General features: G+C 69.1%; 9 protein-coding genes. 8 read left to right on the top strand and 1 reads right to left on the bottom strand.

Annotated elements, in window-relative coordinates; all coding sequences use genetic code 11:
• The first annotated feature begins 3 nt into the window (after window positions 1-3).
• Entirely contained in the window at window positions 4-1,884 is a 1,881-nt protein-coding gene (locus tag BOQ63_RS19900; protein ID WP_150476006.1) for an ABC transporter family substrate-binding protein, read from the top strand.
• Here the strand turns inward: BOQ63_RS19900 and BOQ63_RS19895 are convergent.
• Complete coding sequence (locus BOQ63_RS19895; protein WP_157881902.1) at window positions 1,881-2,057, bottom strand: hypothetical protein; 177 nt, start codon at window positions 2,055-2,057, stop codon at window positions 1,881-1,883. The genes BOQ63_RS19900 and BOQ63_RS19895 overlap by 4 nt on opposite strands.
• Before the next feature lie 227 nt (window positions 2,058-2,284).
• On the opposite strand from BOQ63_RS19895, the gene typA reads away from it, so the two are divergent.
• The 7 genes from typA to BOQ63_RS19860 all read left to right on the top strand — a co-directional run bounded on the left by typA (window position 2,285) and on the right by BOQ63_RS19860 (window position 12,162).
• The gene (typA, locus tag BOQ63_RS19890; RefSeq protein WP_030287360.1) at window positions 2,285-4,189 is read left to right on the top strand and encodes a translational GTPase TypA; all 1,905 of its coding nucleotides are present in this window, start codon (window positions 2,285-2,287) and stop codon (window positions 4,187-4,189) included.
• 431 nt (window positions 4,190-4,620) lie between these two features.
• Complete coding sequence (locus BOQ63_RS19885) at window positions 4,621-6,264, top strand: peptide ABC transporter substrate-binding protein (RefSeq protein ID WP_030287361.1); 1,644 nt, start codon at window positions 4,621-4,623, stop codon at window positions 6,262-6,264.
• Between the two features lie 141 nt (window positions 6,265-6,405).
• Complete coding sequence (locus BOQ63_RS19880; protein ID WP_030287362.1) at window positions 6,406-7,332, top strand: ABC transporter permease; 927 nt, start codon at window positions 6,406-6,408, stop codon at window positions 7,330-7,332.
• On the top strand, window positions 7,325-8,260 hold the full coding sequence (locus BOQ63_RS19875) for an ABC transporter permease (protein WP_030287363.1): 936 nt from the start codon (window positions 7,325-7,327) through the stop codon (window positions 8,258-8,260). Before BOQ63_RS19880 ends, BOQ63_RS19875 begins: the two co-directional genes overlap by 8 nt.
• Window positions 8,261-8,279: 19 nt before the next feature.
• The gene (locus tag BOQ63_RS19870) at window positions 8,280-9,332 is read left to right on the top strand and encodes an ABC transporter ATP-binding protein (protein WP_046387019.1); all 1,053 of its coding nucleotides are present in this window, start codon (window positions 8,280-8,282) and stop codon (window positions 9,330-9,332) included.
• On the top strand, window positions 9,325-10,341 hold the full coding sequence (locus BOQ63_RS19865) for an ABC transporter ATP-binding protein (RefSeq protein ID WP_150476004.1): 1,017 nt from the start codon (window positions 9,325-9,327) through the stop codon (window positions 10,339-10,341). The genes BOQ63_RS19870 and BOQ63_RS19865 overlap by 8 nt, the downstream gene beginning before the upstream one ends.
• A 195-nt stretch (window positions 10,342-10,536) precedes the next feature.
• Window positions 10,537-12,162, top strand: coding sequence for a peptide ABC transporter substrate-binding protein (locus BOQ63_RS19860; RefSeq protein WP_072654714.1), 1,626 nt, complete (start codon window positions 10,537-10,539; stop codon window positions 12,160-12,162).
• Window positions 12,163-12,243 lie beyond the last annotated feature (81 nt).

The raw sequence follows: 12,243 nt of genomic DNA, 5'->3' as shown, positions 1-12,243 counted from the left end.
GCCATGCGTGTCCGCCAGCTCACCGCCGCAGCCGTCGCGCTGCTGCTCGCCGCCGGCCTCGGCGGCTGTTCCGACGACCCGGACCCGGCCCGCGGCCCCGAGCCCGTTCCGACCCCGGCCGCCCCCACCGCCGGCACCGGCGACGTCCGGCCCGTCGACCGGGACGCCGTCGAGGACGGCGGCCTGCTGCGCTGGGCGCTGGACGGCGTCCCGGCCACGCTGAACGTCTACCAGCGCGGGGCGAACGCCGACTCGACGCTGCTCGCGCACGCGTTGTACCCCTCGCTGTTCCGGCCCGACGAGCGCGGCCGGCTCGTCCCCGACCCGGACTACCTGGCCGGCGCCGAGTCCACCCCACCCGGGCAGCAGCCCCAGGTGGTCACCTACCGGCTGAACCCCCGCGCGGTGTGGAGCGACGGCACCCCGCTGTCGGCCGCCGACCTGGCCGCCCAGCAGGCCGCCCTGTCCGGGCGGGACCAGGCCTACCAGAGCAGCCGGGCGGCGGGCTACGACGCCATCGACACGATCGCCCAGGGCGCCGACCCGCACGAGATCAAGGTGACTTTCCGGCGGCCGTACGGCGAGTGGCGCGCGCTGTTCGGGCCGCTCTACCCGGCCGCCGAGACGGCCGGGCCGACCGCCTTCAACCGGATGCTGACCGGCACCGGCCACCTGAGCGCCGGGCCGTACACCCTCACCCGGTACGACGCCGCCGGCGGGCGGATCACCCTGGAAGCCAACCCGCTCTGGTGGGGGGACCTGCCGAAGACCGACCGGATCGACTTCCTGGCCACGCCGCCCGAGCGGCGGCTGGACGCGCTGGACCAGAACCGGCTGGACGTCGCCCCGATCACCGTGGCGGTGGACCGGGGGGTGCCGCCCGCACCCACGGCCAGTGCCTCGGCGGGCGCCTCCACGCCCGCCGCCGCGCCACCCGCTCCGCCCACCGCCACCGCCGCCGCCGCGCCGCCCGCCGCTCCGCCCACCACCGCCACCGCCGCTGCCGCGCCGCCCGCCGCCCTGCCCGAGGCGGCCGCGCTGGCCCTGCGGCGGGCCGAGTCGCTGCCCGGAATCACCCTGCACCGGGCGGCCGCCGCCTCGCTCACCCAGCTCACCCTCAACGCCGGCCGCGGCCCGCTCACCGACCCGGCGGTCCGGCAGGCGGTGGGCCGGGCGGTCGACCGGCGGCGGATCGCCGAGGCCGCACTCGGTCCGCTCGGGCTGCCCGGCGCCCCGCTCGGCAGCCACCTGCTCGCCGGGGACCAGGAGGGCTACCGCGACGACAGCGGCGCGGCCGGAGCGGGCGACGCCGCCCAGCTGCTGGACCGGGCCGGCTGGAAGCGGCCGGACGGCGGCACCCGGACCAAGGGCGGCAAGCAGCTCGCCCTCACCCTCCTCTTCCCGGCCGGCTCGGCGACCGCCCGGCGCACCGCCGACGCGCTCACCGCCGACCTCGCCGAGTCCGGCATCGCGGTGAAGCCGCAGTCCGCGCCCGCCGACACCTTCGTCCAGGACCACCTGGCCGTCGGGGACTACGACCTCGCGCTCTTCTCCTGGCCGGCCGGGCCCAGCCCGGCCGCCGAGCAGCGCGCCGCGTACGCCAAGCCCCGGCCGGACGCCGACGGCACGCTCGCCCCCGGCGGCAACTACGGCCGCAGCGGCACCGAGGAGATCGACCGGCTGTTCGACCGGGCGGCCGCCGAACTCGACCCGGCCGCCCGGCTGGACCTGCTCCAGGAGGCGGACGTACGGATCTGGCAGCTCGGCCACTCGGTGCCGCTGTACCAGCGGCCGGAGCTGGTCGCCGTGCGGACCGGAGTCGCCGGGGCCGGGGCGTTCGGGTTCGGGTGGCCGCGCTTCCAGGACATGGGCTGGACGCGTTAGCCCAGCGAGGGCGCCGGCTCCGACACGCGCTCCACCACGGCGATCCGGGCCGGTCCGGGCACCGCGCGCGGGCCCGGTCGAGTGCCGCCGGGGGCCTCCTCCGGGCGGCCGGCCGCGATCAGCGCGGCGGCGGGGGAGCGACACGCGACGGAGCGCCGGACGGCGGCCGGCACGGGAAGGGGGTGTGACCCAGCTGTGATCTTGGTCCCGCCCGACCTGCTCGTTTCTGCCCCCTTGGGCGCTTCCCCGTACCATAGGGAAAAGCCGAGGCATGTCCAGATGCCCGGCGGGTGGACCGGTAGTAGCAGGCGGAACGGGTGACGGCGGCCGAAGGGGCCGCGGGTGCGCGTCTCGCGGCCGGGCCCGCCGTAACCCACGATTCCGGGAGAATCCGCTAGGCATGCCCACGCGCAACGACATCCGTAACGTCGCCATCGTCGCCCACGTCGACCACGGCAAGACCACCCTGGTCGACGCCATGCTGAAGCAGGCCGGCGCCTTCGCCGCCCACCAGCAGCTCGACGACCGCATGATGGACTCGAACGACCTGGAGCGCGAGAAGGGCATCACCATTCTCGCGAAGAACACCGCGGTCAAGTACCACCCCAAGGACGGTGGCGCGCCGATCACGATCAACATCATCGACACCCCGGGCCACGCCGACTTCGGCGGCGAGGTGGAGCGCGGTCTGTCGATGGTGGACGCGGTCGTCCTGCTGGTCGACGCCTCCGAGGGCCCGCTGCCGCAGACCCGCTTCGTGCTGCGCAAGGCGCTCTCGGCCCGGCTGCCCGTCATCCTGTGCATCAACAAGACCGACCGCCCGGACTCCCGGATCGACGAGGTCATCAACGAGACCTACGACCTGTTCCTGGACCTGGACGCGGACGAGGACCAGATCGAGTTCCCGATCGTCTACGCCTGTGCCCGTGACGGCGTCGCCTCGCTGACCAAGCCGGAGAACGGCACCGTTCCCGCGGACAGCACCAACCTGGAGCCGTTCTTCTCCACCCTGCTGGAGCACGTCCCGGCCCCCAGCTACGACGAGGACGCGCCGCTCCAGGCCCACGTCACCAACCTGGACGCCGACAACTTCCTCGGCCGCATCGCGCTGCTGCGCGTCGAGCAGGGCGAGCTGCGCAAGGGCCAGACCGTGGCCTGGATCAAGCGCGACGGTTCGATCCAGAACGTCCGCATCTCCGAGCTGCTGATGACCGAGGCGCTCACCCGCAAGCCGGCCGAGGTGGCGGGCCCCGGTGACATCTGCGCCGTCGCGGGCATCTCCGAGATCATGATCGGCGAGACCCTGGCCGACCCGGAGAACCCGGTCGCGCTGCCGCTGATCACGGTCGACGAGCCGGCCATCTCGATGACCATCGGCACCAACACCTCCCCGCTGGTCGGCCGCGGCGGCAGCGGCAAGGGCGCGGACGCCAAGTCCGGTGCCAAGGTGGACCGCAAGGTCACCGCCCGCCAGGTGAAGGACCGCCTGGACCGCGAGCTGATCGGTAACGTCTCGCTGCGCGTGCTGGACACCGAGCGCCCGGACGCCTGGGAGGTGCAGGGCCGCGGTGAGCTGGCGCTGGCCATCCTGATCGAGACCATGCGCCGCGAGGGCTTCGAGCTGACCGTCGGCAAGCCGCAGGTGGTCACCAAGGAGGTCAACGGCAAGGTCCACGAGCCGGTCGAGCGCCTCACGGTGGACGTGCCGGAGGAGCACATGGGTGCCGTCACCCAGCTCATGGGCGTCCGCAAGGGCCGGATGGACAACATGTCCAACCACGGCTCGGGCTGGGTCCGGATGGAGTTCGTCGTGCCGTCCCGCGGCCTGATCGGCTTCCGCACCGAGTTCCTCACGAGCACCCGCGGCACCGGCATCGCCCACTCGATCCACGAGGGCCACGAGCCGTGGTTCGGCACCCTGACCACCCGCAACAACGGCTCGCTGGTCGCCGACCGGGCCGGTGTGGTCACCGCCTTCGCGATGACCAACCTGCAGGAGCGCGGCGTGCTCTTCTGCGAGCCGGGCACCGAGGTGTACGAGGGCATGATCGTCGGCGAGAACTCGCGCTCCGACGACATGGACGTGAACATCACCAAGGAGAAGAAGCTCACCAACATGCGGTCCTCGACCGCCGACGTGGCCGAGTCGATCGTCCCGCCGCGCAAGCTCTCGCTGGAGCAGTCGCTGGAGTTCTGCCGCGAGGACGAGTGCATCGAGGTGACCCCGGAGACGGTTCGCATCCGTAAGGTCGTCCTGGACCAGAAGGACCGCGGACGCACTGCCTCGCGCGCCAAGAAGGCCTGATCCGGACGGCTTGACCGGCCTTTGGCCGGAATGCTTCGCCCCCCTTTCCGATGGAGAGGGGGGCGAACTTTTTCAACTACTCCAAGTTGTCGGAGCCGCTATTAACGGAATAGCGCTCATCACACCCAGGTGTCCGCTGAGCGAACGTGACAGTTCGTCATCCGTGACGACTGTCCGTTTGGTGCCTGTCTGGCTATGTCTCATATGTCCGGTTTTCGAAACTTACCGACTGTTCATGTGACCTAATTGAGATCGTCACTGGTCACTTTCGTGTCCGTGCGTGACGGATAGTGGAGCCAGTCAGGCTCGGGTCAAGGGTTAACGCGCAGGGGTGCGCGCCGAAACCACGAGCGCGGACGGCATTACGGGCCCGGTGACAACCGTTCCGTGGTGCCCTCCTCGTCGTAACGTCGAATTCAGGAGGCACACCGATGCGTGGTGTGAGCCAGGCCAAGTGGGTTGTCGCAGCTGTCGCTGTCGCGCTCGCCGCGACTGCTTGTAGCAGTGGTGGCAGCAGCGACTCCTCCGGCGGGAGCTCGAACAGCGCCGCGGTCGACCCGGCAGGCACGTTCAGCTTCCAGAGCGGTGAGCCGCAGCGTCCGCTGCAGCCGGCCAACGCCATGGAGAACCAGGGCGGCCGCATCGTCAAGCAGCTCTTCATGGGCCTCGTCGACTACGACCCCGCGACCGGTGCCCTGCGCAACCAGGTGGCCGACAAGATCGAGACCACCGACGCCAAGAACTACACCGTCACGCTGAAGTCCGGCTGGACCTTCCACGACGGCACCCCGGTCACCGCCAAGTCCTTCGTGGACTCCTGGAACTGGTCCGCCAACCCGGCCAACAACCAGATCAACTCCGACTGGTTCTCGGACATCGCCGGCTACGACGCCGTCCACCCGGACAAGGGCGACCCGACCGCCAAGGAGATGACCGGCCTCAAGGTCGTCGACGACACCCACTTCACCATCGAACTGACCGCCCCCGTCTCGTACTTCACGTACAAGCTGGGCTACTCGGCCTTCTACCCGCTGCCCACCGGGTTCTTCGCGGACCCGAAGGGCTACGGCGAGAAGCCGGTCGGCAACGGCCCCTACCAGTTCGTCTCGTGGGAGCACAACAAGGCCATCACGCTGAAGGCCTACGACAAGTACGCCGGCAGCAACAAGGCGAAGAACGGCGGAATCGTCTTCCGCAACTACACCTCGTCCGAGGCCGCGTACAAGGACCTGATGTCCGACACGCTGGACGTCCTGGACCAGGTCGACTCGACCGACCTGCCGAAGTACAAGGACGACCTGGGCAAGCGCGCGATCGACCAGGCGCAGGGCGCCATCCAGAACATCTCCTTCGCGATGTACAACGCGGACTGGAAGGACCCGGCCAAGGCCAAGGTCCGCCAGGGCCTGTCGATGGCGATCGACCGCGACACCATCACCAAGACCGTGCTGAACAACAGCCGTCAGCCCGCCGACGCGTTCGTGGCGCCGGGCGTCATGGGCTACAAGGCCGGCACCTGCGGCGACGCCTGCAAGTACGACCCGGCCAAGGCCAAGCAGCTCATCCAGGAGGGTGGCGGCGTTCCGGGCAACAAGATCACCATCATCTACAACTCCGACGGTGGTCACAAGGAGTGGGTGGACGCGGTCTGCAACTCGATCCGCCAGGCCACCGGCGTCGAGTGCCTCGGCGACCCGAAGCCGGACTTCAAGACCTCTCGTGACATCATCACGAAGAAGCAGGTCCCGAGCATGATGCGGACCGGCTGGGTGCAGGACTACCCGCTGAACGCCAACTTCCTGCGCGACGTCTACGGCACCGGTGCCGCCGCGAACGACGCCGGCTACTCGAGCCCCGAGTTCGACAAGCTGGCCCACGACGCCGACGCCGCCACCTCGGTCGAGAAGACCGCCGACCTGTACCAGCAGGCCGAGGCCGTCCTGGCCAAGGACATGCCGGCCATTCCGCTCTGGTACTACAAGACCAACTCGGGCTACTCGAACAACGTCCAGAACGTGAAGTTCGACTCCTTCGGCAACCCGGTCTACACCGACGTCGAGGTCAAGAAGAAGTAATCGGTCGGCACCGCCTGACCCGGTGACAACGGCCGGTGCCCGTCCCATCCCCACGAGGGCGAGGACTGGCACCGGCCGTTGGCACGCCGACTTATCTCTTGCCGGGTTGACGGGCCCGGCAGAGCCATACATGGAGGCACGATGGGGCGCTTTGTCGCGAGGCGACTGCTCCAGATGATCCCGGTGTTCCTCGGAACCACCGCACTCATCTTTTTCATGGTGCACTTGCTGCCCGGTGACCCGCTGGCAGCACTGTGGGGCGACAAGGCGCCGGACCCGGTGCAGCTCGCCGCGCTGAGGCACCAGCAGCACTTTGACGAGCCGCTGATCCAGCAGTACCTCGACTACATGGGGGGCCTGTTCACCGGCGACTTCGGCAAGGCCCTGGACGGACGTCCGGTGCTCGACAAGATCACCGAGGCGCTGCCGGTCACGGTCCAGCTGGCGCTGCTCGCGTTCGGCTTCGAGATCGTGCTGGGCATCGGCATCGGCCTGTTCGCCGGTCTGCGTCGCGGCAAGGTCTTCGACAAGAGCGCCCTGGTCTTCACCCTGCTGCTGATCTCTATCCCGGTCCCGGTGCTGGGCTTCCTGTTCCAGACGATCTTCGGCATCAACCTCAAGTGGGTTAAGCCGACCGTCCAGGACAGCACCGACATCACCCAGCTGGTGCTGCCGGCCATCGTGCTCGGCTCGCTGTCGCTGGCCTACGTCGCGCGCCTCACCCGTACCTCCATCGCCGAGAACATCAAGGCCGACTACGTCCGCACCGCGGTGGCCAAGGGCCTGCCGCGCCGCAGGGTCATCGGCACCCACCTGCTGCGCAACTCGCTGATCCCGGTGGTCACGTTCCTCGGCACCGACCTCGGCGCCCTGATGGGCGGCGCGATCGTCACCGAGGGCATCTTCAACGTCCAGGGTGTCGGCCACGCGCTCTACCAAGCGATCAACATGAAGGAAGGCGCGACCGTTTCCGGTTTCGTGGCCTTCCTCGTGATCGTCTACCTGGCCGCCGGCCTGATCGTCGACCTGCTTTACGCGGTCCTGGACCCGAGGATCCGTTATGCCTGACCTGACCAAGACGGCCGAGGAGACCCCGGCCCAGGCCCCCGTCGCGGCGGCCGCCAAGCCCGAGAAGGCCCGCAGCCTCGGCTCCGACGCCTGGCACGACCTGCGCCGCAAGCCGATCTTCGTGATCTCCGCGCTGCTCATCCTGCTGCTGATCGTCATCGCGGTCGCCCCGGGCCTGTTCACCTCGGTGGACCCGCGGGCCGGCGACCTGCGCGAGCACTTCCACACGCCGCCGAACTACAGCCACTTCTTCGAGGGGGACTGGTTCGGCTACGACGGTCAGGGCCGCAGCATCTACGCCCGCGTCATCTACGGCGCCCGCGCCTCGGTCGTGGTCGGCATCTGCGTCACCGTCGGTACGACCATCCTCGGTGGCATCTTCGGCATGCTCGCCGGTTACTTCGGCGGCTGGATCGACACGATCATCTCCCGTGTCACCGACATCTTCTTCGGCATCCCGCTGCTGCTCGGCTCGCTGGTGATCCTCAACGCCTTCACCTCGCGCACCATCTGGAGCGTGGTCTTCGCCCTGATCACCCTGGGCTGGACCCAGATGACCCGTGTCATGCGCGGTTCGGTGATCACGGTCAAGCAGGCCGACTTCGTGACGGCGGCCAAGGCGCTCGGCGCCGGCACCGGCCGGATCATGTTCAAGCACATCCTGCCGAACGCGATCGCCCCGGTGATCGTGGTCGCCACCATCTCCCTCGGCGGCTACATCGCCCTGGAGGCGACGCTGAGCTTCCTCGGCATCGGTCTGCAGGACCCGACCATCTCCTGGGGCATCGACATCAACTCGGCCCAGAAGCTGATCCGTACGGCGCCCTTCGCCCTGTTCTTCCCGGCAGGCATGCTGAGCATCACCGTGCTGGCCTTCATCATGCTCGGCGACGCGGTGCGCGACGCCCTCGACCCGAAGCTCCGCTGAGAGAAGAGGTGACGACCCGATGACCACCGTGATCGAGAACGACAGCCAGAAGTCCGGCCGACTCGAAGTCGGAACCCCGCTCCTGGAGGTCAAGGACCTCCACGTGGAGTTCCACACCCGGGACGGCGTCGCCAAGGCCGTGAACGGCGTCAACTACTCCGTCGCGGCCGGCGAGACCCTCGCGGTGCTCGGCGAGTCCGGCTCCGGCAAGTCCGTGACGGCCCAGACCATCATGGGCATCCTGGACATGCCCCCGGGCAAGGTGACCCAGGGCGAGATCCTGTACCGCGGCCAGGACATGCTCAAGATGAGCAACGAGGAGCGGCGGAAGATCCGCGGCCGGAAGATCGCGATGATCTTCCAGGACGCGCTGTCCGCCCTCAACCCCGTGCTCAGCGTCGGCTACCAGCTCGGCGAGATGTTCCGGGTGCACCAGGGCGTCTCCAAGGCCGAGGCCAAGGCCAAGGCCATCGAGCTGATGGACCGGGTGCGCATCCCCGCCGCCAAGGAGCGGGTGAACGACTACCCGCACCAGTTCTCCGGCGGCATGCGCCAGCGCATCATGATCGCCATGGCGCTGTCGCTGCAGCCCGACCTGATCATCGCCGACGAGCCCACCACCGCCCTGGACGTGACCGTCCAGGCCCAGGTGATGGACCTGCTGGCGGAGCTCCAGGCCGAGTACAACATGGGCCTGATCCTGATCACCCACGACCTCGGTGTGGTCGCCGACGTCGCGGACAAGATCGCCGTCATGTACGCGGGCCGGATCGTCGAGACCGCCCCGGTGCACGAGCTGTACGCGAACCCCGCGCACCCGTACACCAAGGGCCTGCTGCGCTCGATCCCGCGCCTGGACCAGAAGGGCCAGGAGCTGTACGCGATCAAGGGTCTGCCCCCGAACCTGCTGAAGGTTCCGGCCGGCTGCGCGTTCAACCCCCGCTGCGACGTCGCCACCGACCTGTGCCGCACGGAGATCCCGGCGCTGCACCACGTGACGGACAAGGACGGCAAGGAGCTCACCGGCCGCCGCAGCGCGTGCCACCTCTGGAAGGAGACCCTCCATGGCTGAGAACATCCTGGAGGTCAAGGACCTGGTCAAGCACTACCCGCTGACCCAGGGCGTCCTGTTCAAGAAGCAGGTCGGCGCCGTCAAGGCCGTCGACGGCATCTCCTTCGAGCTGAAGAAGGGCGAGACCCTCGGCATCGTCGGCGAGTCCGGCTGTGGCAAGTCCACGCTGGCCAAGGTGCTGATGAACCTGGAGCGGGCCACCTCCGGCCAGGTGCTGTTCAAGGGCGAGGACATCTCCCAGCTGTCCGGGGGCGCGCTCAAGGCCGTCCGCCGCAACATCCAGATGGTGTTCCAGGACCCGTACACCTCGCTGAACCCGCGCATGACGGTCGGCGACATCATCGGGGAGCCCTTCGAGATCCACCCCGAGGTGGCGCCGAAGGGCGACCGCCGCAAGGCCGTCCAGGACCTGCTGGACGTCGTGGGTCTGAACCCGGAGTACATCAACCGGTACCCGCACCAGTTCTCCGGCGGTCAGCGTCAGCGCATCGGCATCGCCCGCGGCCTCGCGCTCAAGCCCGAGATCATCATCTGCGACGAGCCGGTCTCCGCCCTGGACGTGTCCGTCCAGGCGCAGGTGATCAACCTGCTGGAGCAGCTGCAGGGTGAGTTCGGCCTGTCGTACATGTTCATCGCGCACGACCTGTCCATCGTCCGGCACATCTCCGACCGCGTCGGCGTGATGTACCTGGGCAAGATGGTCGAGATCGGCTCCGACGAGCAGATCTACGACAACGCGACCCACCCGTACACCCAGGCGCTGCTGTCCGCGGTGCCGGTGCCGGACCCGACGGCGCGCGAGTCCCGCGAGCGGATCATCCTCAGCGGGGACATCCCCTCGCCGGCCAACCCGCCGTCCGGCTGCCGCTTCCGCACCCGTTGCTGGAAGGCGCAGGAGCGCTGCTCCGAGGAGGTCCCGCTGCTGGCGATCCCGACCACGCTGGAGGGCCCGGCCGCGCACGAGTCGGCCTGCCACTTCCCCGAGGTCCGGGAGTCGGCCGCGGCCTGACGTCCCGTACACACCCGCAAGGGCCCGTGGCTCCCGCCACGGGCCCTTGCGGCGTTTCCGGCGATCCGCGATCCGGCGCCGCGTCAACCCGGCGGCGGGTTACCGCACCCGTCCGGGTGCACCCGGCTCGCGCCGTCACCGGGCCGAGCTTCTCATGGGGTGTGATGCGACACACACGCCTGAGGAGGGACCTCCATGCCCGTAGCCGCCCGCGCCCGCCTGGTCCTCGCCGCTGCGACGTCCGTGGTCCTGGTGGCCACCGGGTGCAGCAGCGGCGGTGGAGGAGGCGGCAGTGGCTCGTCGGACGCCGGCAAGACCTTCAGCTACCAGAGCAGTGAGCCGCAGAACCCGCTGCAGCCCGCCAACGCGAACGAGGTCGGCGGTGGTCGCATCATCCAGAACCTCTTCAAGGGGCTGGTGGACTACGACCCCAGCACCGCCAAGATCCGGATGCAGGTCGCGGACAAGATCGACACCAGCGACTCGCAGACCTTCAGCGTCACGCTGAAGGAGGGCTGGAAGTTCCACGACGGCACCCCGGTGCACGCCAAGAACTTCGTGGACGCCTGGAACTGGGGCGCCAACCCGGCCAACAACCAGATCAACAGCTCCTGGTTCTCCGACATCGAGGGCTACCAGGACGTCCACCCGGCCGGCGGGAAGCCCGCCAGCGACAAGATGTCCGGACTGACCGTCACCGACGACCTGAACTTCACGGTCAAGCTGAGCCACAAGGTCTCGTACTTCGAGTACAAGCTCGGCTACATCGCCTTCTCGCCGCTGCCGGACGGCTTCTTCAAGGACCCGGCCGGGTACGGGCAGAAGCCGGTGGGCAACGGCCCGTACCAGTTCGTCAGCTGGTCGCACAACACCGAGGTGGTCACCAAGACCTTCCCGGACTACCAGGGCGTGGACAAGCCGAAGAACGGCGGCATCGTCTTCAAGATGTACACCACGTCCGAGGCCGCGTACGCGGACCTGCAGTCCAGCAACCTGGACGTGATGGACCAGGTGCCGCCGTCCGCTCTGGCGAACTACAAGAACGATCTCGGCGACCGGGCGATCGACGCCCCGCAGGGCGCGATCCAGAACATCGGCTTCACGCTCTACCAGGGCGACTGGTCCTCGCCGGACAAGGCCAAGGTGCGCCAGGGCCTGTCGATGGCGATCGACCGCGACGTCATCACCAAGACCGTGCTGCAGGGCTCCCGCAAGCCGGCCACCGCCTGGGTCGCCGAGGGCGTCGAAGGCTACAAGGACGGCGCCTGCGGCGACTTCTGCAAGTTCGATCCGGCCAGGGCCAAGCAGCTGATCCAGGACGGCGGCGGCGTCCCCGGCAACAAGCTGCTGATCACCTACAACGCGGACGGCGGCCACAAGGAGTGGGTCGACGCGGTCTGCAACTCGATCCGGCAGAACACCGGCGTCGACTGCCTGGGCGACCCGAAGCCCGACTTCAAGGCCGCCCGCGCGGCGATCACCAGCCACCAGCTCAACGGCGCCTTCCGTACCGGCTGGGTGCAGGACTACCCGCTGAACGCCAACTTCCTGTCCGACGTGTACCGCACCGGCGCGGCCTCCAACGACTTCGGCTACAGCAACGCGCAGTTCGACGACGCGGCCACCAAGGCCGACGAGGCCGCCAGCGTCGCCGACACGGTGAGCGGCTACCAGCAGGCCGAGGCCGTGCTGCCGAGCGGCATGCCGGCCATCCCGCTCTGGTACTACCGCACCAACTCGGGCTACTCGACCAAGGTGCAGAACGTGAAGTTCGACTCCTTCGGCAACCCGGCCTGGACCCAGGTCGAGGTCAAGGGCTGATGCCCCTCCTGCCCGATGGCGGGCAGGAGGGGCATCAGCCCCCTCACGCCGGCCCCGCCCTCCCCGCACGGAGGGCGGGGC

Origin of the sequence: Streptomyces viridifaciens (genome assembly GCF_001888885.2) — a bacterium.
GTDB classification, from domain to species: Bacteria; Actinomycetota; Actinomycetes; order Streptomycetales; family Streptomycetaceae; genus Kitasatospora; species Kitasatospora aureofaciens.
Note: the sequence above shows the minus strand (reverse complement) of the source record. Positions and strands in the feature narration are given on the sequence as shown.